Origin of the sequence: Deinococcus sp. Arct2-2 (genome assembly GCF_004801315.1) — a bacterium.
Taxonomy (GTDB): Bacteria; Deinococcota; Deinococci; order Deinococcales; family Deinococcaceae; genus Deinococcus.
In genome coordinates this window covers 170,229-193,626 of record NZ_SSNW01000003.1, presented here as the reverse complement: position 1 = coordinate 193,626, position 23,398 = coordinate 170,229, and the positions used below count along the sequence as shown (strand labels likewise).

The 23,398-nt window shown below is 62.3% G+C and carries 19 protein-coding genes; 11 read left to right on the top strand and 8 right to left on the bottom strand.

Features of this window, described 5'->3' with window-relative positions; all coding sequences use genetic code 11:
• Positions 1-325: 325 nt before the first annotated feature.
• The 11 genes from E7T06_RS02840 to E7T06_RS02790 all read left to right on the top strand — a co-directional run bounded on the left by E7T06_RS02840 (position 326) and on the right by E7T06_RS02790 (position 13,881).
• Positions 326-1,597, top strand: a complete 1,272-nt coding sequence (locus E7T06_RS02840; protein ID WP_136364333.1) for an ABC transporter substrate-binding protein — start codon at positions 326-328, stop codon at positions 1,595-1,597.
• Between the two features lie 73 nt (positions 1,598-1,670).
• Positions 1,671-3,236, top strand: a complete 1,566-nt coding sequence (locus E7T06_RS02835; protein ID WP_136364332.1) for a glycoside hydrolase family 76 protein — start codon at positions 1,671-1,673, stop codon at positions 3,234-3,236.
• On the top strand, positions 3,233-4,300 hold the full coding sequence (locus E7T06_RS02830) for a glycoside hydrolase family 76 protein (protein ID WP_205750791.1): 1,068 nt from the start codon (positions 3,233-3,235) through the stop codon (positions 4,298-4,300). The genes E7T06_RS02835 and E7T06_RS02830 overlap by 4 nt, the downstream gene beginning before the upstream one ends.
• Positions 4,301-4,355: 55 nt before the next feature.
• Positions 4,356-5,528: a GntR family transcriptional regulator gene (locus tag E7T06_RS02825; protein WP_205750789.1), complete on the top strand. Its 1,173-nt coding sequence runs from the start codon at positions 4,356-4,358 to the stop codon at positions 5,526-5,528.
• Positions 5,529-5,617: 89 nt separating this feature from the next.
• Entirely contained in the window at positions 5,618-6,547 is a 930-nt protein-coding gene (locus E7T06_RS02820; RefSeq protein ID WP_136364331.1) for a sugar ABC transporter permease, read from the top strand.
• A gap of 10 nt (positions 6,548-6,557) precedes the next feature.
• Entirely contained in the window at positions 6,558-7,445 is an 888-nt protein-coding gene (locus E7T06_RS02815) for a carbohydrate ABC transporter permease (RefSeq protein WP_136364330.1), read from the top strand.
• A 186-nt stretch (positions 7,446-7,631) separates the two neighbouring features.
• Positions 7,632-9,581, top strand: coding sequence for a glycoside hydrolase family 76 protein (locus tag E7T06_RS02810; RefSeq protein WP_136364329.1), 1,950 nt, complete (start codon positions 7,632-7,634; stop codon positions 9,579-9,581).
• An 8-nt stretch (positions 9,582-9,589) separates the two neighbouring features.
• Positions 9,590-10,648 carry a glycoside hydrolase family 76 protein gene (locus E7T06_RS02805; protein ID WP_205750787.1) on the top strand — a complete coding sequence of 353 codons (1,059 nt, stop codon included), beginning with the start codon at positions 9,590-9,592 and terminating at the stop codon, positions 10,646-10,648.
• Positions 10,649-10,720: 72 nt separating this feature from the next.
• Positions 10,721-12,013, top strand: coding sequence for a glycoside hydrolase family 125 protein (locus tag E7T06_RS02800; protein WP_205750785.1), 1,293 nt, complete (start codon positions 10,721-10,723; stop codon positions 12,011-12,013).
• Between the two features lie 296 nt (positions 12,014-12,309).
• Positions 12,310-13,485 (top strand): transposase, encoded by a 1,176-nt coding sequence (locus E7T06_RS02795; protein WP_168733340.1) that lies wholly within the window; start codon positions 12,310-12,312, stop codon positions 13,483-13,485.
• Between the two features lie 21 nt (positions 13,486-13,506).
• A complete protein-coding gene (locus E7T06_RS02790; protein WP_136364326.1) occupies positions 13,507-13,881 on the top strand; it encodes an EAL domain-containing protein in 375 nt (124 codons plus the stop codon).
• A gap of 191 nt (positions 13,882-14,072) precedes the next feature.
• Here the strand turns inward: E7T06_RS02790 and E7T06_RS02785 are convergent, their stop codons facing one another.
• The 8 genes from E7T06_RS02785 to E7T06_RS02750 form a co-directional block, all read right to left on the bottom strand.
• Complete coding sequence (locus E7T06_RS02785; protein ID WP_136364325.1) at positions 14,073-14,801, bottom strand: hypothetical protein; 729 nt, start codon at positions 14,799-14,801, stop codon at positions 14,073-14,075.
• A gap of 121 nt (positions 14,802-14,922) precedes the next feature.
• Positions 14,923-15,618 (bottom strand): hypothetical protein, encoded by a 696-nt coding sequence (locus E7T06_RS02780; protein WP_136364324.1) that lies wholly within the window; start codon positions 15,616-15,618, stop codon positions 14,923-14,925.
• On the bottom strand, positions 15,615-16,169 hold the full coding sequence (locus tag E7T06_RS02775) for a sigma-70 family RNA polymerase sigma factor (protein ID WP_240740816.1): 555 nt from the start codon (positions 16,167-16,169) through the stop codon (positions 15,615-15,617). Before E7T06_RS02775 ends, E7T06_RS02780 begins: the two co-directional genes overlap by 4 nt.
• Positions 16,170-16,548: 379 nt before the next feature.
• On the bottom strand, positions 16,549-17,373 hold the full coding sequence (eutC, locus tag E7T06_RS02770) for an ethanolamine ammonia-lyase subunit EutC (RefSeq protein WP_136364323.1): 825 nt from the start codon (positions 17,371-17,373) through the stop codon (positions 16,549-16,551).
• On the bottom strand, positions 17,370-18,800 hold the full coding sequence (locus E7T06_RS02765) for an ethanolamine ammonia-lyase subunit EutB (protein WP_136364322.1): 1,431 nt from the start codon (positions 18,798-18,800) through the stop codon (positions 17,370-17,372). The genes eutC and E7T06_RS02765 overlap by 4 nt, the downstream gene beginning before the upstream one ends.
• Positions 18,801-19,101: 301 nt before the next feature.
• A complete protein-coding gene (locus E7T06_RS02760) occupies positions 19,102-20,619 on the bottom strand; it encodes an amino acid permease (protein ID WP_205750784.1) in 1,518 nt (505 codons plus the stop codon).
• 244 nt (positions 20,620-20,863) lie between these two features.
• Positions 20,864-22,690: a zinc ribbon domain-containing protein gene (locus E7T06_RS02755; RefSeq protein WP_136364321.1), complete on the bottom strand. Its 1,827-nt coding sequence runs from the start codon at positions 22,688-22,690 to the stop codon at positions 20,864-20,866.
• Positions 22,687-23,352, bottom strand: a complete 666-nt coding sequence (locus E7T06_RS02750) for an IS607 family transposase (protein ID WP_205750783.1) — start codon at positions 23,350-23,352, stop codon at positions 22,687-22,689. Before E7T06_RS02750 ends, E7T06_RS02755 begins: the two co-directional genes overlap by 4 nt.
• Positions 23,353-23,398: the final 46 nt, after the last annotated feature.

Below are 23,398 nucleotides of genomic sequence, written 5' to 3'. Positions count from 1 at the left end.
TCGAAACACAGCCCGATCTCCTCACCCAGCACACCCTCTTCCACTGGTGGCCTCTCTCAACCAACTCATCGGGGTCCGTATGATTCACCAAGCAGCCCATCTCTTGTGTGCAGCATGAAGCGCTGACTTGTCTTACTTATGTCTCAACTTGTCATATTGACTTAGGGCAACTTGCCCTCTTACACTCAAAGAGACCCAAAACTCTTTCCTCGGTGCGTCGCTGTCGAGCGCACCCGGCTAAGGCGACACCCAAAACAAGGTGAACGCCGCGCCGCTGAACTGGGTACCGCGTGTTCCGGCCCACCGCACTCTCTTGGAGGCACCCATGAAGATTCACCGCACAAAGACCCTTGTTTCGTTGACCGCAGCCCTGCTCCTCGTGACCGGTGCCACCCGTCTGGTCAGCGCACAGGCCTCCACCCCGACAGAAGTGGTGTTTTGGGGCGCCTGGTCAGGCGAGGGCGAGCAGCAAATCTTGACGATGGTCAATGCGTTCAACGCCTCGCAACGCAACATCAAAGTCAAATACGTGGTGCAGCAAGACGCCGTGACCAAGTTCCTCACTGCCTCGGCTGCCGGAAATGCACCGGACGTCATGATCTGGGACCGCTTCGAGACGGCGTTGTACGCGCCCAAGAATGTGTTGGCACCTATCAACAGCTACCTCACCCGCGACAAGATCAATACCAAAGGCTTTTACGGCGAGGCGCTACGGGAACTGAGCGTAGGCGACAATATTTACGGCCTGCCGCTGACCGTAGATGCCCGCGCCGTGTTTTACAACAGAAAACTCCTGCAAGCCGCAGGCGTGCAGCCGCCCAAAACCTGGGCCGAACTGCGGGCCGCCGCCATCAAACTCACCAAGCGAGATGCGGGCGGCAAACTGCTGGTCTCCGGCTTTGCACTTGATGATGTCGGCCTGTTTAGCATGTGGCTCAAGCAGGCGGGCGGCAGCATGCTGACCCCAGACGGCAAGAAGACGGCCTTCAACAGTCCCGCCGGCCTGCGGGTGCTGGAATTCTGGGACACGCTGCTGAACAAGGACAAGGTGTATGAAACGGGCTTCGGGCGCGGAGAAGGCAACGCCCAAGACCCCTTCGTCACCGGCAAAATCGCGATGGGCTACAACGGCCCTTGGAACGTCAATGCCTATAAAAAGTACGGCAAAGAGCTGGATTTCGGCATTATCCCCCCGCCTGCTGGGCCAACGGGCGCGCGCGGCGCAGTCATGGGGGGCTTCGGGTTAGCCCTAACGCAGGCCTCCAAAAATAAGGAAGCAGGCTGGACCTTCATCAAATGGTGGCTGAACAATTCCACGAACGCGCTGACGTGGGGCAAAACCAGCAACAACATTCCGGGCAACCTCGCCGCCGTCAACAACGCCTACTTTCAAAAAGACGCCTTTTGGAAGCCGATCACCGATACGCTGAAATTTGCCACCATTCGTCCCGCTGTCGCGGGCTACCCACCCATGGAAGGGCAGGCCTTGATTCCCAACATCCAGCTGTTTTTGGAAGGCAAGCAAGACGCCAAGACGGCCCTACAAAAGGCCCAGATTGCCGGAGACCGCATTCTGGCCGACAACGCCAGCAAGTAAAGCGCTCTTGATTCGCCCGGTCGATGTGGCTCCTTCCCACATCTGCCGGGCGCGTTGTGAACCCTGGGGGATCATGCGACGCACCATTCTACTGTTCCTCTGGCCACTCCTCACTTCGGTGGGTCAGAGCAGCGCCGTACCTATCAACACCGGGCAGCTCGGCACGGCGGCCGGACCCGGCTTGTCTGCCCCTGATCCATCCCGTGCCTTAACAGACTTCCTGAATGCCTACTGGGACGCAGACCAGGGCTATTTTCTGGCGTGGAACCGCAGCGCCCCATTTTCCAGACCCAGCGGCAGCGGACCATCAGGCGGCAAATACACTGATTTCTGGTGGGAGGCCCAGCTCTGGGACTTGGTGCTGGACGCCGCCGAGCGGGCGCCAAAAAATACGGAGACTCGCCAACTGATCGGTGACGTGTATGACGGCTTTGTCCGGGCCTACCCCGACTGGCAAAACGACTTCAACGATGATCTGGGCTGGTGGGCGCAGGCGTCCATGCGGGCCTACAAGTTCACTGGCAACGCACGCTACCTCCAGCGGGCCGCCACCCTCTTCGATTCGATTTGGCCGTACTGGACAGACACTGTAGGCGGCGGCGTGCTGTGGCGGCGCAGCGGCAGCTCCCAGAAGAATGTGGCGACCAATGGGCCGCTGACGGTGACGGCCGTGCGGCTGTATCAGGCCACCCGTGACCCCAAGTACCGCCTGCGAGCGCAGCAACTCTATGCTTTCGTGGATACCCGCCTTACTGACGGTGACGCCCGCGTGTACGACAACATAGAAAACGGCGAACTGCGGCGCTGGGACTTTACCTACAACGTGGGGAACTTTGTGCTGGCCGCCTTGGCCCTGCGCGAAGTCACCGACGACCCTGCCCAGCAAGCCGCGCTGCTGACGCGGGCCACCCGGTCTACCGACTGGGCGCTTGCTCACTTGACCAACGCAGGCATTTTGCTGGATGAAGGTGCCGGTGACGGCGGCGGCTTCAAGGGCGTGTTTCTGCGGGCGCTGCGGACCCTTTCTGAGACGCCAGAGCTAGACTCTGGAAGCCGCGAACGTTACCTCCAAAGTTTGCGGGATCAGGCCACCCAAGTCTGGAACCAGCGCCGGGTCACGGACGGCTTGGTCGGCCCCGATTGGTCGGCCCCGCACGAAGGGGGCGTGATCGAAAGTTTGGCCGCCGGGGCAGCGGTGGCGGCCCTGCAACTCGCCCCCTCTCCCCTGTCCGCCCAAATCGTGGTGGGCGACGGGCGCTACGAGGCCGAGAACAGCGCGCGCGAAGGCGTTAGTTCCAGCACAGTGGCTGCCGGGTTTTCGGGACGCGGCTACGTCAACAATTTTTCTCAAAGTGGGCAGTTCGTGGAATTTCGGGTGAACGCGCCGGAGGCCCGCAGCTATCCCCTGAAGCTGCGTTACAGCGCGGGCGGCGGCGCGGTGCAGCGCATCTTGACCATCAACGGCGCGGCCCAGGCCCTGACGTTGGCCCCGACCTCCAACTGGACGACGTGGGCCGAACAAGAGATGCAGGTGGGGCTGCCTGCGGGTTCCAGCCGAATCCGAATCGCGTTTGACCGGGCCGGAGGCAGCCGGGGTTGGCTGAACCTCGACCGCCTGACTCTTGGAGACTTGAAATGAATGCCCCGACCCAACCCATGACAGCAATGATCGCTTCTGACCGTGCCCAGCACGCCTTTGACGCCTTGATGGCCCACTACTGGAACGAGGCGGAGGGCCTGTTCGACATCCGCGTGCCGTTCGTTCCCGCCGACAATGACCTGCCGAGCGACCCGTTTCATTACTGGTGGCAGGCCCACGCGCTCGACAGCTTGGTGGACGCCTCCTTGCGCGACGGCAATCCGCTGCACTTGGAGCGGGCGGCGCGGCTGTTGGGCAGCATCGTGCAGAAGAACCTGGGGCTGACCAACGACTACTACGACGATATGGAGTGGCTGGCGTTGGCGGCGCTGCGGGCCTGGGATGCCAGCCAGAATCCGGTGTTCAGGGACGCGGCGCTGACCCTCTGGGCCGATATTCAGGGCGGCTGGAACGATCACTGCGGCGGTGGGATCGCGTGGCGCAAGCCGCAGTTGGATTACAAGAACACGCCCGCCAACGCGCCTGCAGTGATCTTGGCTGCCCGCCTTTATACCCGCTTTGGAGACCCCGCCGACCTGGCGTGGGCACGGCGTATTTTTGGTTGGCTGGAAGTACACCTGATTGACCCAGCGTCCGGCTTCGTGTGGGACGGCCTGAACCGAATGGGCGACGGGGCCATCGACCGGGACTGGACCTTCACCTACTGTCAGGGCGTGACGGTGGGCGCGGCGCTGGAACTGCACGGCATCACGGGAGAGCCGCAGTATTTGGTCGCCGCGCAGCGGACGGCGGGGGCGGCCCGCAGAGCCTTGGCTGACCCACTGACCGGGGTGATGCCCGATGAGGGCCGGGGCGACGCGGGTCTCTTCAAAGGCATTCTGGTGCGGCATCTGGCCGACTTCGTGCAGCACACCGGAGACGAAGCCACCCGGCGCTGGCTGGACACCAACGCAGACGCCGCTTGGCTGTGCCGTGACCCGGCGTCGGGGCTGTCTGGAACGTCTTGGGCAGCGGCCCCGCACTTTCCCCTAGATCTGACCGCCGCACTGTCGGGCGTGACGCTGTTTGAACAGATGGCGGCGTTGGAGCGGGAGCCGGAGTGAACGGGACGCCGCGCATGAACGGCTGGGCCGAGGAACGGGATAGGCTGTGCTGAGCGTGACCCCCCACCACCTTTACGAGCGCATTGTGGCCAGCATGCTGGATGATCTGAAAGCGGGTCGGCTGCGGCCCGGTGACCGTGTGCCGTCCGAACACGCGCTGGCCCAGAGTTTTGAGGTCAGCCGCATCACGTCGCGGCGGGCCTTGGAAGTCTTGGCCCAGGCCAGCGTCGTCGAGCGGTCTCAGGGGCGGGGCACCTTTGTGGTGCACGATTTACCGGATCTGGAGCGGGTAGGCGCGGGGCTTGGCATCAATCCAGAACCGGCCGGGGCCGTACAGGCCGCGCCAGGCGTGCGTTCCGGACTGATCGGGCTGGTCTTGCCGGATTTCAACGACAGTTACGGCCTGCAACTGGTGTATGCCATTGAGGAAAGCTGCACCCAGGCAGGCTTAGACCTGATCCTCAAGCGCACCTACGGATTGCGGGGCAACGAAGAACGGGCGATCGCGGGGCTGGTGGCGCGGGGCGTGGACGGGTTGATCGTGTTTCCGGTGCACGGCGAGCACTACAACCCGGTACTGCTCAAGACCGTACTGAACGATTTTCCGCTGGTGCTGGTAGACCGGTATCTGAAGGGCATTCCGGCCCAGGCCGTGGTCACCGACAACCACGCGGCGGCGGCGGCCCTCACCGAACACCTGATTGAACTGGGCCACCGCGAAATTGCGTTTGTTTCGCCGCCCGTCGAAAACACCAGCACCCTCGAAGAACGCTTTTCAGGCTGGAGTTCGGCGCTCTCCAGGCACGGGTTGCTGCCCCGCCCCGAACTGATCCTCAGCAACCTGTTGTCTACCTTGCCCACGCAGTTTCAGCCCGACAACATTGCCGCCGACCAAACCCTGCTCGAAGCGTTTGTGCGGAGTGTAGAGGTCACGGCTTTCGTGTGCGTCGAGTACAACCTCGCGCTCGAACTCGTGGCCACCTTACAAGGGTTGGGCAGAAGGATCCCAGAAGACGTGTCGGTGGCCTGCTTTGACGTTCCTCACGTTCCCCTGACCTCGCCACACGGGTTGCCCGACCTCACGCACATTCATCAGAACGAGCTGGACATGGGCCGGACGGCAGTCGAACGGATTTTGGCCCGCCTGCGCGGCGAAACGGCCCCCACGCGCACGCATGTACCGTTTGAATTGGTGCAGGGCCGCTCAACCAGTTCTGCGCCCATCTGACTCGAGCCAAGACCGTTCCCCACCGGTAGTGTCGCTGGTCAAGTGGTGATCCCTGCAGGTTTTCTCCTCTCCTGTTCCGAGGTACTTTTATGCTGCACAACCCTCCGGCCACGCCGGCCCGTGTGGCCCCGGCCCCCCCTTATCGTTCCCGGCTGCTGCGCCACGAATCGCGGATGGCCTACGCCTTCATCAGTCCGGCGATGATCCTGTTCCTGATCTTCACGCTGCTGCCCGCCGTGTTCGCCTTCTTCCTGAGCTTCACCAATTACGACATTCTCAGCCCGATCAAATGGGTGGGCCTCGCCAACTATCAGCGCCTGATGACCGACGACCTGTTCCGGCGCGGCGTGCTGAACGTGGCGTATTACGCGCTGCTGTACGTCCCGCTGATGATCGCGCTTTCACTCTCGTTGGGCCTCGCACTCAACCGCAAGCGGCCCGGCATGGCCCTGTTCCGCACCCTCTTTTATCTGCCCGCCGTGACCTCCAGCATCGCGGCGGCCACCGTCTGGACGTGGATGTTTCAGAAAAACTACGGCGTCGTGAATCAAACGTTGGACGTATTTGGGATCACCGGCCCCAACTGGCTGGCCAGCAGCGACAGCGCCATGTACGCCATCGTCATCGTGACCCTGTGGCAAGGCCTCGGCAGCAACATCATCATCTATCTGGCGGGCCTCAGCGGTGTGCCCACCTACCTCTACGAGGCGGCGGCCCTCGACGGAGCCAGTCCATGGCAGCAGTTCCGCTATATCACCGTGCCCGCGCTGCGTACCACCACTTTTTTCGTGGTGTTCATGTCGCTGATCGGGGCCTTTCAACTGTTCGATCAGGCCTACGTGATGACGCAGGGCGGCCCTGGGTACGCCACCACCACCGCCGTGTACCAGATTTACAGCAACGGCTTTACACAGCTGCGAATGGGCTACGCCAGCGCGCAGGCCTTTGTGCTGGCCATCGCCATCTTGTGCGTCTCGCTGATCAGCATGCGGCTGAACCGCGATTCCGGGCTGGGTTAGGGAGCAGATGATGAATCAGAAACTCCGCTGGACGCCCTGGGTGGTACTGCGAGAAAGCCTGTTTTACGCGTTGTTGGTGGGCGTGGCGATCATCATGGCCCTGCCGTTTTACTGGATGGTGGTCACCTCACTCAAGCCTGATGCCGATATCTTCAGCGACCCGATTCGCTGGATTCCCCAGCGCGTGACCTTCGAACACTACGTCAAGGCCTTTACGTTGGTCCCGTTCAGCCGCTACTTCTGGAACTCTACGGTGATGGCCCTCCTCGGCGTGCTGGCGAACCTGATCTTGGGCAGCCTCGCCGGATATGCCTTCGCGCGCATGCGCTTTCCCGGCCGCGAGGGACTGTTCAAGATGAAACTGGCCTCTCTCCTGATTCCCGGCGTCGTCACGCTGATTCCCAGTTTCATCATCCTCAAATCGTTCCCGCTGGCGGGCGGCAACAATCTGCTGGGACAGGGTGGACAGGGCCTGCTCAATTCCTACTGGGCCATTGTCTTGCCGGGAGCGGCGGGAGCCTTCGCCGTGTTTTTTATGCGCCAATTCTTCCGCACCTTGCCCGACGACCTGATGGACGCTGCCCGTGTGGACGGGGCCAGTGAGTTCCGCATCTTTTGGAGCATCTACCTGCCGCTGTGCGGCCCTGCACTGGCAACGCTGGGCATCTTCACCTTTCAGGCAGGCTGGAACGTGTTCCTGTGGGCCTTGATCGTGTTCAACGATCCCAAGATGTCCACCGTTCAAATGGGCCTGCAGTCCTTCAGCTTTAACCACCAGACCGATTACGGCCCGCTGATGGCCGCCAGCGTGGTGGTGTCGCTGCCCGTGCTGATCGTGTTCCTGTTCGCCCAGCGCTACTTCACCCAGTCCATCTCCTTTACTGGGGCCAAAGGCTGAAGTGGGTCACGTTCTGCTCGGCACCAGTGCACAGATGAGCAAGGAAATGATCTGAATGTTCGGCCCTGGCCTCTGTTGATTCACCGCTATCACGCGGCTGTAGGGTTTTAGGCCCACAAAGGAGACGTCATCTCAACAGGTCTCTGTATCGTCTGAGCTTTCGCCTTTACCCCACAAGGAGTTGCCATGATGCGAACCACCTTCTGCCTGACCTTGCTGCTGATTCCCGCTACGCTCGTCTCCTGTAATACCGCCTCGATCGTTCCGGCCTCGACAACACGCCTGGAGGCTCAGGCCACCACCGCCAATGCGGACGCGGCCATGAGCGCCTTTGTGAATGTCTTTTGGAATCCGACCAAGAAATACTTTTACACCAACTCGGATCGCCAGATTCACACCCACAATCCAGGGCCCGACGGGGGCCTCTACACCGACTACTGGTGGGAAGCGCAGCTGTGGGAAACGGTGATGGATGCTTACGAGCGCACGGGCTCCACCACTTACCGGCAGATGATTGCCGACGTGTACGACGGGTTTTTTGCCACCTATCCCAACTGGTCGGACAACGCGTTCAACGATGACATCGGGTGGTGGGCGCTGGGCAGCATCCGGGCTTACGAACTGACAGGGGACGTGCGCTACCGGACACGGGCCAAAGAGATGTTCGATTTCATCTACACCTCCGGAGCCTACACCAGTGAGTACGGCGGCGGCATCTGGTGGAACCGCATCAATTTCTTGACGCAGAAAAATGTGGCCACCAACGCCACCGCCGCGATCATTGCCATGCGGCTCAAACGGGCGCTCAATGACCCCTCGTATGCAACCAAAGCACAAAACCTCTTCGCTTGGGTACGGAGCCGCTTGTACGCGGGCGGCGGCCTGGTGTACGACAACGTCAGCGGCAGCGGAAACGGTACAGTCGCCACCTGGGAGTACACCTACAACTTTGGGACATTTCTGGGGGCAGCCCTGGAGATGTACCGGGAGACCAATCAGGTGAGCTACCTCAATGACGCCAAGGCGGCAGCCGACTGGGCAGTGAGCCGCATGACGCTGGACGGCACCCTCCTATATGAAGGAGAGGACGATACGCCCGCCTTCAAAATGATTTTCGCCCGCAACCTCAATACGCTGCGGGTGGTGGGCAATCAGCCGCAGTACCTCAGCTTTTTACAGAAGAATGCCACCCAGGCGTGGAACCATCGGCGCACGTCTGACGGCGTGATTGGCCCGGACTGGACGCAGACACCGGGGAGCGGTTACGTCCAGAGCGTTGCCGCAGCGGCTGGAGCGTCCATCTTGCAACTCACGCCTCCAGATGGGTTGACGGGTGTGGTGCTCGGTGCTGGGGCCTACGAGGTTGAAAATGCCCGTCGCAACGGCATCAACAATGAAAATACCCAAGTGGGGTACAGCGGACGCGGCTACTTGGCAGGCTGGAACAACGACGGCACGTCCGTCGATATTCCGGTCAATGTCGCGAGTGCGGGGACGTACCGTCTTGACTTCCGCTACGCCGCCGGGGCAGGCAACGCGGCCCGTCAGCTGAAGGTGAACGGTGGATCGGGGAACACTGTGAGCTTCTCTGGCACAGGAAGCTGGGGAAGCTGGAGCACGGCTACGACGAACGTCAATCTCACGGCGGGCACCAATGTGGTGACGCTGGCCTATACGGCTGGTGCAGGCAGCAGCAACTATCTCAATCTGGACCGGCTGAATGTGGCTTCCACCTCCAGCTTTTCGGCCACTCTAGAAGCCGAAAACGGCACACTCCATAGTCTCAGCTCTGAAAGCGTCCATGCGGGGTACACCGGGACTGGCTATGTGGCCGGCTGGAATACGGGCGGCCAGTGGGTCGATCTACCGGTGACTGTCCCGGCGGCAGGGGCCTACACGCTCACGCTGCGCTACGCGGCAGCGGCAGGCAACGCCAGCCGGTATCTGTATATCAACGGCGCGGGCGTGGTCAACAATCAAAGCTTCCCGGCCACCAGCAGCTGGGGCAGCTACCAGACCGTCACGGTGTCTGGAGTCAACCTGAACAGCGGCAGCAACACCATTTCCGTGATTTTCGACGGGGCAAAAGGGAGCAGCAACTACCTTAACCTCGACCATGTCGTGGTCAGCCGATGAGGCAACCCGTGGCGGATACGCTTGGCCTGCTGCCCTGGGCTGACCATGCGGAGGCGGCCCAGAGGACGCTCTACACGCAGTTCTGGAATCCCAGTCAGCAGATCATGAATCAGGCTTCGCCTTGCGGCGCTCCCTGCAACGATCCATACGTGTATTGGTGGCACGCGCACACCCTCGATGTGTTGATCGATGGCCTGCTGCGCACCGGTGACGCACGGTATACGCAACTGATCGGAGAGGCATTTGAAGGGGCGCGTGCCCTGAACGGTGGCACCTTGCTGCACAACTGGTACGACGATATGCAGTGGATGGCGCTGGCCTTGCTGCGGGCGCATGAGGCTACGGGTGAGGAGCGCTATTTGAATGGGGTACAAGAGCTCTGGGCCGACATTCAGGGGGGGTGGAACGAGCACTGCGGCGGCGGCATCGCTTGGAAAAAAGACCAGTTAGACTACAAGAATACGCCGGCCAACGCGCCTGCAGCGATCCTGGCCGCCCGGTTGTACGGGCTCCTCGGGGACGGCGCAGACCTGGACTGGGCCAGACGCATCTACGCTTGGAACAAAGCTCATCTGGTGGATCCTGAGACCGGCTTTGTCTGGGACGGAATGAACCGCTTGGGCGACGGCCAACTCGAAGACGGCTGGCACTTCACCTACAACCAAGGCGCGTATCTGGGCGCAGGATTGGCCCTGTTTGAGGTGACGGGTGAGGAGACGTATCTTCAAGATGCGCTCCGGACGGCGGAGGCGGCCCAGACGCGCTTGCTTGACGCGTCCAGCGGCCTCTTCCCCCACGAGGGCGACGGCGATGGGGGCCTGTTCAAAGGCATCCTGGTGCGGTATCTCGCCCTGTTGGCACAGGCAGTGAATCGTCCGGCGCTCGTGAGGGTGCTCCGGCACAATGCAGAAGCGCTCTGGCAGGCGGGGCGAGATCCAGACAGCGGCTTGATGGGCCTGTCTTGGAACGAACAACCCCGGGGGCGTGTGTCGCTCAGCGGACAGCAGAGCGGGGTCATGCTGCTTGAAGCCGTGGCTACCCTCGAGCGTCAGGGCCTGTTGTCTTGAGGCCGATGAGCACCTGCGGGGAGAACAGTTGCGGCGTTGACCAATCTTTCCAACTCGCCAAGGAGTCTATTCGTGAACTATTCGTCTATCGAGCACCTGAAGACCGAGATGCAGTCCCAGCTGCAGGACACACCGCACCTTGCTCAGGCCTTTGCCCGCTGCTTTCCCAATACCCTCGAAACCACTGTCCGGCTGCTCGACGACGGCACCAGCTTTGTGTTTACCGGCGACATTCCGGCCATGTGGCTGCGCGATTCGTCGGCCCAGGTCAGCCCCTATCTGCCCCTAGCTACTCAGGACGCCGGTATCCGCCGCCTCATTTCAGGCTTGATTGAGCGCCAAGCGAACTACTTGCTGATCGACCCCTATGCCAATGCGTTCAATGCCGAGCCGGACGGCAGCGGCCACGCGGCTGACCTTCCGTCCAAAGGCGCATGGGTCTGGGAGCGCAAATTCGAGCTGGATTCGCTGTGTTATCCAGTGTCGCTGCTGTACCGCTACTGGCAGGCCACCCAAGATGAGGCGGTGTTCAGTGAGGCCGTGCGGGCCATGCTGAACACCGTGCTGCGTGTGATGCGGACGGAGCAGCGCCACGCCGAACAGTCTCCCTACACCTTCCAGCGCCCCGATCCGCTGCTGCCCAGCGACACCCTCCCACACGGCGGACATGGCTCACCCGTGGCCTACACCGGGATGGTGTGGTCAGGGTTTCGCCCCAGTGACGACGCCTGCACTTACGGCTACCTGATTCCGGCCAACATGTTCGCGGTGGTGGTGCTGGGGCAGCTGGCCCAGATGGCACGGGAGGCGCTGGGAGACCCGGAGTTGGCCGGTTCTGCCCTGTCGCTCCGAGATGAAATCGAACAGGGCATCCAAACCCACGGCGTCGTTCAGCATCCCACGCACGGCCAAATCTACGCCTACGAAACCGATGGCCTCGGCCACCACCTGCTCATGGACGACGCCAACGTGCCGAGTTTGCTGTCCATTCCCTATCTAGGCTACCGCCCGGCCGATGATCCGCTGTATCTCCGCACCCGGCGCTTTATCCTGAGTCCCGACAATCCCTATTATTTTTCGGGCGACCACGCGGCGGGCGTGGGCAGCCCGCACACCCCCGGCGGCCTGATCTGGCCGATTGCGCTGGCGATGCAGGGCCTCACCTCCACAGACCCTGCCGAGCGGCAGCAGTTGCTGAACACCCTCACCGCCACCACAGCAGGAACGTACTACATGCATGAAAGCTTTCATCCAGACGACCCGTCCCACTTCACCCGGCCTTGGTTTGCGTGGGCCAACAGCCTCTTTGGAGAATTTGTCTTGGCGGCTCAAAGCTCGCTTGCCCGAGCCGCTGTGCTGCCTTGAGTTGGCCCACAGGAGACTAATTGCAGGGGTGGCGTGAGGTTCACGCCACCCCTAACACAATCGTTGACTACGCCTGAAACGCGAGTTTCTATCTTTCTCTTGAGTTGTGTCAAGTGAATTGAACGTCATGTGAAACATGAGTCCGAGCGGGGCTAAATCCGTAGCTGACTAATGATAGGTAGCTCTCCAGCATCCCCCAAATTTTGTTTAAATCTCAATAGCTGCAATGGTTCGGACAGTTTTGGGGTGCATGGGGACGACCCACCGAAAATGGGTCCGTGAAGACGCAATGTCCAGTGGGTTTGGGCGGCGTCTTACAGCACGTCGTGCAGGCAGTTAAGCTGCGCAAGACGCAGCGGAAATTTTTCGCCGTCGTCCTGAGCGTTTTCCTGGCGCTTCCGGGGCGGCTGAATGCTTTGGATCTTTCCCACGACGCGTCCTGCTCGGACCGCACCATTCGGCGCTGGTTGCACCGGGGCGATGAGGGCGCTGTGCCCTGGTGGTCGCTCCAGACGGCCGCGGTGACCACCGCGATGCAGAGCGGACTGATCAGTCCGCTCTGCATCCTGGCCATTGATGCTTCCTTCCACCAACAGTCTGGGACGAAGACCGCCCACCTCGGCCCGTTCTGGAATGGGTGTGCAACACGCGTAGAACGAGGCATTGAGCACGCCTGTTGTGCACTGATCAAAGTCCAACACCGGCACATCTTTCCCCTTCATGCCCGTCAAACCCGCACGGATTCTGAAGCACCTGGACGGATGGAACAGATCACCGATCAATTGGAGGAGGTTCTGCTGGACCTCCGAGCCCCTCCTCAGATCGAGCTCGCGGCTATCGTGGCCGATGGGGACGATGCCAACATCTCCGTTGTGGAAACCGTGACGGGTCACGGTTTCCCGTTGGTCTCGAAACGCCCACGGAATGCCAATCTCAAGTCCCTGTACGCCGGTGAACACGTCAAGCGCCGAAGACAAAAGAAAACGTTGGACGGGAAGGTCAACTTCCACGATCTGAGGCGATTTGAGCTGGTCTGTGAGACGCCCACCCAACGTCTCCTGAGCCAGGTCGTCTGGGGATGCCATTGGAGACGGGCACTGCGTGCGGTCGTCATTCAGCAGTTGGATTCCACGGGGACAGGGACTGGGTATGCGGTGCTGTTCAGCACCGCCGTGACCCTGCCAGCCCATGACGTCGTGGCCCTGTCCCAGAGCCGTTTTGAGATCGAACTGGTCTTTCGGGACGAGAAGCAGTTCCTTCTGGCTTTGAACTTGGCGCGCCTGGAAGCTCTGCAGGCTGCTGGAGGGGGACAGGGCCTGGTGTTCAGTTTCAGTCTGGAGGACCTGAAGCGCAGAGCGTATAACGCCCTGCTGGCCCAAGTCATTTTGTCCACTCTGGGTCTCGAAGCTCGCTTTGAGGAATCAGGTTCGCTTCCCTCCAGACCGCTGGATTTCGGCCTTAAAGCTGCCTAAAACTGTCCGAACCATTGGCTGATGCAGGTGGTAGAAGTTCAGGGCACCTTGCCGCGTCTGAAGGCGTTGGGGGTGCGGGTAGCTGTGGACGACTTTGGCACCGGTTACGCCAATCTGGCCTACCTCAAACAGTACCCGGTAGACGTGCTCAAAATTGACCGTTCTTTTACGGCGGGCGTGGCAGGTTCGCATCCGACCACCCAGCGGGATGAGGCGCTGGTGGAAGCCGTGATTCAGTTGGCGCACGCGCTGGAACTGGAAGTGACTGTAGAAGGTGTGGAGACGCAGGAACAGGTGGAATTTGTACGTCGGTGCGGGGGCGAGTGCGGGGCTACTGGACAGGCCGCCCCCAACCTGCCGAGAGCTTTGGGGCACTGGTCAAAGAATCGGCCCTGAACGGCTCAAGCTGAGGCCAACGTGCCAGGAGGCCGACCCTACGGGAAGCGTGGCCGCCTTTGATTCGGTCTTGGCGAGTGGGGCCCGTTCTCCCGCACGGCACAGGGGTCATGTCGGCTGCCCCACCAAGCAAAGCGTCTCTCCGAACTCGCTGACTGAGCTTTTTGGAAGCCACTGCCTCACCCACGTGTTCAGGGCTTGACGACAAACCAGACTTTGCCGACGTTCTGGCCTGTGGCGTCACCAGGCTTTTTGTCGTTGACCCAGAAGTACAGCGGCTTGCCGCCGTAGGTGACTTGCAGCGCCCCGTCTTTGCGGGTGGTGGTGCCCAGATGTGCTTGCATAGGGGCGGCAGCGGTAGGCGTATAGGCCGTCAGCAGCGGAGGCCACGCCACTGCACACTGGTCATAGCAGTTGCTCACGTCTTTGGTGTCTTTGGTAAACAGGTACAGCGTCATGCCGTTGGCCGCCACGAGATTGTTGCCCAACTTGGCCAGTGCAGCCGTTTGGAGGGTGGGGCCGGGATTCAGGGCGTACCAGACTTTACCGACGCCTTGCCCAGTGGTGTCGCCGGGGGTGGTGTCGCCCACCCAGCCGTACAGGGGCCGGCCGTTGTAAGCGACCTGACGGGCGCCGTCTTTGCGGGCCACCAAGCTCAGTTTGCCCGGAAAGTTGGCGGGCAAATCGGGCACAGCGGAGGCCAGCACAGGCGGCCAAGCGGTTGCACACTGGTCGTAGCACTTCGAGATTCCCGGCTCGTCTTTGGTGTAGAGGTACAGTGTCATGCCCGCGCTGCTTTGCAAGATGGTGCCCAGCTTGGGGTCTTGCCGCGCCGTGAGCGTGGCGGCACCAGCAGGAGTAGCAAAACAGGTGAAGGCGGCGAGAGAAGCAAAGGCGGTCAGACGGTGGATAGACAACATAGAAACCTCCACTCCAAGGAACGCGCCGCGCCGCCATTCGGATGCCTCCCCACTCTTCAGACCCTCTAGATGAAGACCATACCGCTGAAGACCCCGCCGCGCCCCCTACACAGCACAGGCGCTACAACAAGGCCCAGCCCATGACCTTGGTCGGCCCCTTCGGACGGCTGTCCCGCGCTTCCAGACTGACGCACAGGTAATCGTTGGCCCCTAGCCCGATCTCGAATACCCCGGACTGGCTGACAAGCGCGCGCTGCATGAGGTCGCCACGTTGCCAGTGGTGTGCCACCCACGCGTGGTATTCCTGCCCAGCGGGAGCCTGCGGCAAGACGAACAGCACGCGGCGGTCAGGCAAGGTGAGGGCGCGGCTATAGAGGCGGCGCCCGGCGCCCCGCAACACCACGACTTGCACGTCAGGCTGGGCCAGCCAGCGCGTGATCTGGGTCTGTTCCGCCTGTGCTTGGGCCTGTGTCTGGCGGATCTGAAGGGTATCTCGGCCCACGCTGCCCACTGCCAATACTCCGGCCACTGCCGCCGCCCACGCCCAGTAAGACACCAATGGGCGGGGCGGGCGAGCCGGCACACCCGCGGGCAAACGGAGCGGGGGCAAGTGTTCAGGCTGGGGCAGGGTTTCTAAGGCCGCCACCAACTCGGCCCGCCACTGCCGGATTTGGGCGCTGCACTCGGCGCAGGCCAGCGCATGGGTTTCGACTTGCGTGTGCGGCGGCCCCACCAGTTGGCCCAGCGCATAGGCCCGCAGCAAGCTGAGCTGGGGATGAAGAGGCGGAATGTGGACAGGCGGGGTAACGTTGGTCATGTGTCCTCCAACTGGTGGCGCATGGCCCGCAAGGCCCGCCGCAAGCGCGATTTCACCGTGCCCAGCGGCAACGCCCGCTTGACGGCGATCTCGGGATGACTCAGGCCACCAAAAAAGGCGTCCAGAATCAAGGTCTGATCCCGGTTTGGAAGACGCTGCATGGCCGCCTGAACCACCAATTGCGTGTCTAGATCGGCCCTCCCCACATTCGTGGCCTCTAATCCATCCCAAGCGTGATGCTGCGGCTCCGTGCCTACCTCAGGTTCTTGGCTCACGGGACGGCTGCTGCGTGCCCGCAGGCGCGACAAGGCGGCATTGCGGGCCACGGTATAAATAAAAGCTCTGGGCGATCCGAGTTCGGGCCGGTAGGAACCGGCCCGCTCGGACAGACGCAGGAAGGTGTCCTGCACGACTTCCTCAGCTTCCTGCGGGCTCTGCAGCAGATGGAAGGCCACCGCGTACACCTGCCGCCCCAGCTGGCGGTGAAGTTCGGTGAGTGCATCGAGATCCCCGTGCTGTAAGCGCAGCAGGGCAAAGGCTTCTTCATCCATAGACACCTGCCTTCCCGAGATACGCACGGGCGGCCTGCTTGGATGCATCGCGCGGCAGTCCGCTCAGCCGGAGAGGGCCAGGCCGCAGCATATGAATCCCGAACGGCAGAGTGGTCAACTGTGGTGTTTGTTGTTGACCACACGGTGAGAGGAAATTTGAGGGTGCAAAGAGCAGTGACGATGCCGCATGGATGAGGCGCAGTGTTGTGCGTGTGGCACACGGGTTGTGCCTCGAGGCTGGCCCAAGGCCAGAAGTGATCCAAGTACAGCGGTTCAAAAGTCTTGAAGGTTGAGCTTGCTCGGTGGTCCCCTCACCCGTGGCGGCCGCGACGCCCCCTGTGCAGCGCTGCGGGTTTTACAAGGGGCGAGGGGACAAAAATTAATCGGACGCTGGACGAGGCCTCTGGGGTTCACGAACAGCGTCCGGCTCTCCCCCGCCCAGCCCCCCATCCGAATCTTTGAGTTCCACTCCGCTGAGGCCGCGCCGCAGGGCCTCTACGGTCAGGCCCAGCAGCCGCCGCGCCGCCGCGCCCGCATTCAGTCCGGCGGGGCGGATATTGGACACACAGTTGCGCGCCGAATCCAGCGTGCCGGGGCGCGGATCAAAGGTCAGGTACGCGCCTAAACTGTCGGGGCTGCTGAGGCCGGGGCGCTCTCCGATCAGGTGCAGGGCCAGCCGAGCGCCCAATAGGGCGGCGGCTTCATCGGCCAGCGCGACGCGGGCTTGGGTGGCAATCAGCACCGGGGCGACCCGCAATCCAGCGGCGTGTAACCCCGGCAATAGTGTGTGCAGCACCGCTGCCGCCTGCCGCTGGGCCGACAACGCCGAGAGGCCGTCCGACACCATGATCAGAATGTCGGGAGGAGGCTGGCTGCGCTGCACGCGCAAGAGGTGGGCCGATTCGGGGTGCAGCGTGCGGCCCAAATCCGGGCGACGCAGGTAGTCGGAGCGGTGGGCGGCCTGGCTGCGAACCACGACAGTGTCGACGGCCAAAGCCTCGGCCAGCGCCCCCACCTCCAACTCGGTGTGTACCGCGTCACGGGCAAGGGCATGGGCCTGCCCAAACTTCAGGACTTCGGCGGTGGGCAGCGAGGTTCCCACCCGGCCCAGCGCAATCCGGGCGTCGGTGTACTGGCGCAGGCGTTCCCAAGGGGTGAGGTCTTCGGGGCGGAACAGGTCGGGCACTTTAGGCGACTCGCTCATCCGGCCCCCAATTGCCGCACCTGTTCGCGCAGAGGCGAGCCGATGGGCGGCAACTGCAACTGCCCTGCCCGCGTAATTCCGGCGCTGTCCAGCCACGCGGCAAATTCGGGCGCGGGCGGATACCCGAACACCGAGCGCACATACCAAGCGTCGTGAAAACTGGTGGACTGGTAGCCCAGCATGATGTCGTCGGCCCCCGGTACGCCCATGATGAAGGTCACGCCCGCCGCTGCCAGCAGGGTCAGCAGCGTGTCCATATCGTCGGAATCGGCCTCGGCGTGGTTGGTATAGCAGATGTCGCAGCCCATCGGCAAGCCCAGCAGCTTGCCGCAACAATGGTCTTCGAGGCCCGCCCGCACAATTTGTTTGCCGTCGTAGAGGTATTCGGGGCCGATGAAGCCCACCACCGTATTGACCAAGAGCGGCGAGTACGCCCGCGCCACCGCGTAGGCCCGCGCCTCGGCGGTTTGCTGGTCTAGGCCCGCGTGCGTACCTGACGACAAAGCACTCCCCTGCCCGGTTTCGAAATACATGACGTTCTGGCCGCGCTGCATTCCCCCTTGACCATCGGCAAAGAGGCTCCCGCGCCCGAGCGACTGCGCCGCCGCGTGCGCCTCGGTCAGTAAGGCCAAATTGATGCCAAATCCTGCGTTGGCTCCCTGTGTGCCCGCCACCGACTGAAACACCAAATCCACGGGGGCGCCGCGCTCGATGGCCTGTACGGTGTTGGTGACATGGGTCAGCACGCAACTCTGAACGGGCGCACCCAACCCTTGCCGCAGGTCATCCAGCAGGGTCAGCAGGCGCACGCAGGCGTCTACGTTGTCCAGCGCGGGATTCACGCCGATCACCGCGTCGCCCGCGCCGAACATCAGGCCGTCCAGCGTACTGGCCAGAATGCCGCGCAAATCGTCGGTGGGGTGGTTGGGTTGCAGGCGGGTCGAAAAGTGCCCGCGCCGCCCCAGCGTATTGCGAAAGCGCGTGATGACCTCGCATTTGCGGGCCACCAGCACGAGGTCTTGGTTGCGCATCAGCTTGCACACCGCCGCCACCATTTCGGGGGTCAGGCCGGGGGCCAGCGCCCGCAAGGTCTGTGTCGTGGCCGCCTCCGACAGCAGCCAGTCGCGGAATTGGCCCACATTCAGGCCCGCTACAGGCGCAAACGCGGCGGCGTCGTGGCTGTCCACGATCAGGCGCGTGACCTCATCGTCTTCGTAGGGAATCAGCAAATCCTCTAGAAACAGCGTCAGCGGCAATTCGGACAGGCACAGCCGCGCCGCTTCCCGTTCCTCGGCGCTGCGGGCAGCCAGTCCCGCCAGTTCGTCTCCGGCCTTGCGGGGCGAGGCTTTGGCCAGCACGTCTTTCAGGTCGGCAAAGCGGTGGTGCGTGCGGCCCAGAGTGGCGCTGTAGAGGGTGGCGTTAGACATAGAGTCGCCTCCTGCGGGCAAGTGGGAAACGGCGGGCGGGCAACTGACAGGCAGTCTAAAGGATGGGCGCAGCAATGGCGCATCCGGTCTAGGTTTCGCTGCTGGGGTGGTCTTTTCTAGAAGTGGGAGAGATTGATTCTGGCCGAATTGGGCAATAGGTGAGGGCGTTGGAATGCGAACCCCCCCGTTGCTGTGCAACGCCCCCCCTTAGAGGGGAGGACAACAGCTGTTGCGCTCCCCTTTAAGGGGGGCTGGCTGCAACGCAGACTGGGGGGTTGCCCGGAACCTCAACCTCTCCTGCTCAGTCTCCGAAGTGGGTGGCGGGCGGCCCCTGAAAACGGCGGGATTCCAGCGCCAGCCACACCACGCCCAGCGCCACAATGAGGCCGATAACGAGGTACGCCACCTGCTGAAACGGGGGCCGCATGCCCACATACACCAGCGCCAGCCCGCCCAGAATGCCCAGTACAGCCACAGGCTTGCTGGCCGCCCCCAGCCGGAACGGTCCGTGATGTGTCCACGTTTTGCCTTCCGCCAGCAGGCCCGCCGCGATGGGCATGACGTAGGAAATGTAGAGCAAGACCGCGCTGCCCAGTGCCAACACCGCGAAGGCCGGGGCATAGAGGGTGGCCACCACGATCAGGACGGCCGAAATCAGGATGGCGGGGCCGGGGGTGCGGTACACCGGATGAACGGTTTTCAGCAGGCCGCTGTAGGGCAAGCCGCCGTCGCGGGAAAAGGCGTAGATCATGCGCGACGTGCTGGTCATGGCGGCCAGACCGCAGATGTAATTGGCAATGACGATGCCGATGTACAGCAGGTCTTTGAGCAGCGTGGGCATGCCTGAGCCGTTCATCAGCCACGCGAAAATGCCGTAGCCCTGCTTGGCCCCTTCGTCCAGACTGGGCATGGCCAGCACGAAGGCGGCGATCATCAAGAAGCCGAACACGCTGGAATACAGAACGGCCTGAATCATGCCGCGCGGCACGTTGCGGGCGGCGTCCTGCGTTTCTTCGGAGGTATGCGCCGAAGCGTCGAAGCCCGTGATGGTGTAGCAGACCAGAATCAGGCTGCCCAAAAAGGCGGAGGGCAAGCTGGCATTGGCAGGCCACACGCCGCCGCCCGCGTCTCCGGTGTAGTTGCGGAAGGTGAACAGGCGCGACAGATCGAAGCTGGGCGCGTAGACCAGCAAGGCCACCGTGAGAACGAGAGCAACCACAAAAATCAGCGATCCCGAAAAGTTGGTGAGCTGCGTGGTCAGGCGGATGCCCCGGTAATTGCACAGCGCCTGCGTGGCCGTAATCAACACGACGGCCAAGAGTTGTTGCGCTAGGCCGAATCCAGCCACATCGACTTTAAAAATATTGACCAGCACGAGGTCACGGAACAGGATGTACACGCCCACATTGACGCTGGCGGTGACGAACACGAGGCCCAGCAGGTTAAACCACGCGGTCGCCCAGCCCCAGCCGCGCCCACCCAGAATGCTGCTCCAGTGGTACAGGCCGCCCGCCGTCGGAAAGGCGCTGGCGATTTGGCCCATGCCCAGCGCCACCACCACCGCAAAAATCACGCCCAGCGGCCAGCCGATGCCGATGCTGGCCCCACCCGCCGCCGTAAAACCGTTGGGAAAAGCCGTAATACCGCCCGCCAAAATACAGATGATGGAAAACGAAATGGAGAAATTGGAAAACCCGCTCATGCGGCGCGAAAGCTCCTGCTTGTAGCCCATCGAGGCCAAGAGCTTCTCGTCCTGATCGGTTCCGGCGCTGGCGGGGGTTGCCTTGCTCTGGGCAGTCTGGTTGGCGGGGCGGCTCAAGTCATCGACCTCCTAAACTGGAGAGGGAAACTTCTTTATGAACGCGGCGCAGTCTCCCGTTAAAGCAGGCCAGCAGCCATAACGTTGGGTGAACTATACATGAGAAAAGCTGTTGCCCCCGCTCCCAGTGGGCGTTTGGCTACACAACCTGACAATGATTACAATTCGGCTCGGTGTGAGATTCGCGCAACCAATCCCGGTCAACCGCAATCCACCGTCGAAAAAAACCTGATACTTCCTTCTTTCAACCGTCTGGAAGGACGACCATAAGAGGAAGCACCGGGTTCACATGGCTGCTGACGACCCGCAGGCGAGTCCGCTCCACCATGCCCCACGACGACAGTCGCGCAGGGAAGATCTTCTTTTCTCGCCGTTCTTGTTCGACTTTGCGCCACGCCAGACGCATCTCCCGGCTCAGCCCGCCTTTCGGAATCCGCTGTGTGCGGGGCGGCAATTCAGCACTGCGAGTCGGGGGCAGGGGAGCGGTGAGTTGAGGGGTGACCGGTTTCGTGTTCAGCACATTGACCCGGTCATGCAGCGCGGAGCGAATTCGTTTGGCGCGTCCCTTCGGGCGCTTGATCTCCGCGCTGCCCAGCACGGCCCGTTTGGCAATGTTTACCGCCGCCATCACGTCCCGCCCGCCCGAGAGCCCACACGCCGGGCAGTGGGCCGAGTGGTAGCCCTCCGGACGCTCCAACGGAGCGTCACAGCCCGCACACTGCGCCGACGTACCTCTGGGGGGAACGCTCACCACTTCGATGCCTTGACGCGCCGCCAGTTGCTCGGTGGCCGCGTAGACCTGACCCCGCACGGACTGGGACGAGCGGTTGTTCTGAAACGCCCCCCGTCCCGAAGGATCAAAGTCGCGCAAGTCTTCAAAAGCGATCAAACCCGCCCCACACTGTCCCGCCAACGTGACCAAGTGATTCGCCGCGTGCCACGCCAAATCCCGGCCCAAGTACATCCGCTTGCGGGACAAGGCGTCCTGATGGGCCGACAAGGTCTGGTGCTTGTCGCTCAACACTTCACAGGCCTGCCCCGCCAGCAAGGCTCCAATTCTTCTCGCCTTTCTCCGGGTGAATTCTTCCTCGCGTTGCAGGCGGAGCAACTTGGAAATGCGTCCAGCTTCATCAAACCCCGTCGCCTCACCCGTGGTCAGCAGCCGCCCGGCGTGGGTCTTGACCACAGCCGCCACCACCAGGGCCGAAGGACTCCAGTCGACCCCCAACGCGGCGGTGGGCTGCTTCCACATGGCCCCTTGGCTGGTCTGGACAGCGCTGAACAGGATCTTTTCTTCGTCCCGCCGCAGATCGGGCAGAGACCACTCCCCAAGGTTCCGGCGGCTCGCCGGAACCGACAAACATATCCGGTGCCAGACCCAGTCTTCACGGCGAACCGGACGCGCGACCACCGGGAGTTTCAACTTCAATTCCAGACGGTCTTCATCCACCGTCATCTCCACGAACTGATCGTCCATACAGGACAGGGGCAAGACGGGGCGGCGAATCACCGGAGGCAAAAACACTTCGGTGAGGTGCTGCGGATCATGCTCCGCAGTCTTACGAAACCGCGTCAACGACTGGGCCAAGCGGTCAAGCTGCTGATTCGTGGCCCACTGCCCCGCAGATGTGGCCCGCACCTGTCCCGCATCAAACTCACCCGCAAGGTCAACTTCTTCCCGCATCACTGGGAACAAGTCCACGTCGCCAAGACGCGCTTGCCAGAGGGCCATCAAGCGCACCCGGACGCCGCGCTTGAAGCGGTCAGGGAGGTACACCTCATCAGGAACCACGGTGTGCCACCCCATCCGGCGTGCAGCGGCGTGGCCGCACTTAGGGAGGGGGCGGCCATCCGGACTTTCTCCCGTCGCCAGTTGATCGAAGTGCCCGGGAGTCCACCACGACGCAGCGGTCAGCGTGCCGACTTCCGCTGTGAGATCGAGCAGCCAGTGGCAGCGCTGCTCCACCAGCACCCGGTCAAGCGGCAGTCCATCGGCAGTCCAGGCTTGATTCACCCGTAGGGGAGTCGAGCGCACCACCTTGGCGGGTTTCACCACCTTGGCCTTGCTCAAGAGCCCTTCTCCTGCTTGCCCTGGAGTTCCTTGTGCGCCTCACTTAAGACCCGGAGTTGATTCTCATGGGAACGCAAGCGGTACAACCGCCCTGCACAGGAGGCCAGGAGCGACATGAAGTCCTGCATCAGTTCCTGATGCAGCGAAGCGTCCGCACGCTGGTGCAGCACTTCCACTGTGACGCCGCATTGAGTCAAGTAGCGTTCCAGATACCGGACACCAAACCGGGCGAGCCGATCTTGATGCGTGACCCGCACCACCGTGAATTTGCGGCGTGCCGCATCATCGAGCAGTTGATCGAGTCCTGTGCGCCGTTCACTGAGTCCCGACGCCTGATCCTTATAGACCCGGAAGACCGGCCCCGTGGCCGACTCGCGCAGCGCCGCTTCCTGGTTCACCAGAGAACTGGCCTGGTCTCCACTGCCCGACATGCGGCAGTACAGGGCTTCGGTGCGTTCCCGGACTTCCGAGACCGCTTCTGCCACCGGAAGTCCGAGGTAGCTGTCAAGGTCTTCACGCCGGAAGCGGCGCTGGTTTCCCGCCGTAATCACCGAAGGAATCCGCCCTTGAGCCGCGGCCGCCCGGACGCCCACCACCGACATCTTCAGATACCGCGCCGCATCACCGATGCGCATCAGGTCTGGAGAGTCTATTGGAGCCATGTATGACATTTTGTAACAAAGATACACGACTGTCAATAACCCTGCT

Coding starts and splice junctions, on each gene's coding strand:
- E7T06_RS02765 (WP_136364322.1), bottom strand. CDS start 18,800: ATGTCTAACGCCACCCTCTACAGCGCCACTCTGGGCCGCACGCACCAC.
- E7T06_RS02790 (WP_136364326.1), top strand. CDS start 13,507: ATGCAGGTGGTAGAAGTTCAGGGCACCTTGCCGCGTCTGAAGGCGTTG.
- E7T06_RS02785 (WP_136364325.1), bottom strand. CDS start 14,801: ATGTTGTCTATCCACCGTCTGACCGCCTTTGCTTCTCTCGCCGCCTTC.
- eutC (WP_136364323.1), bottom strand. CDS start 17,373: ATGAGCGAGTCGCCTAAAGTGCCCGACCTGTTCCGCCCCGAAGACCTC.
- E7T06_RS02780 (WP_136364324.1), bottom strand. CDS start 15,618: ATGACCAACGTTACCCCGCCTGTCCACATTCCGCCTCTTCATCCCCAG.
- E7T06_RS02810 (WP_136364329.1), top strand. CDS start 7,632: ATGATGCGAACCACCTTCTGCCTGACCTTGCTGCTGATTCCCGCTACG.
- E7T06_RS02815 (WP_136364330.1), top strand. CDS start 6,558: ATGAATCAGAAACTCCGCTGGACGCCCTGGGTGGTACTGCGAGAAAGC.
- E7T06_RS02830 (WP_205750791.1), top strand. CDS start 3,233: ATGAATGCCCCGACCCAACCCATGACAGCAATGATCGCTTCTGACCGT.
- E7T06_RS02750 (WP_205750783.1), bottom strand. CDS start 23,352: ATGGCTCCAATAGACTCTCCAGACCTGATGCGCATCGGTGATGCGGCG.
- E7T06_RS02820 (WP_136364331.1), top strand. CDS start 5,618: ATGCTGCACAACCCTCCGGCCACGCCGGCCCGTGTGGCCCCGGCCCCC.
- E7T06_RS02840 (WP_136364333.1), top strand. CDS start 326: ATGAAGATTCACCGCACAAAGACCCTTGTTTCGTTGACCGCAGCCCTG.
- E7T06_RS02775 (WP_240740816.1), bottom strand. CDS start 16,169: ATGGATGAAGAAGCCTTTGCCCTGCTGCGCTTACAGCACGGGGATCTC.
- E7T06_RS02835 (WP_136364332.1), top strand. CDS start 1,671: ATGCGACGCACCATTCTACTGTTCCTCTGGCCACTCCTCACTTCGGTG.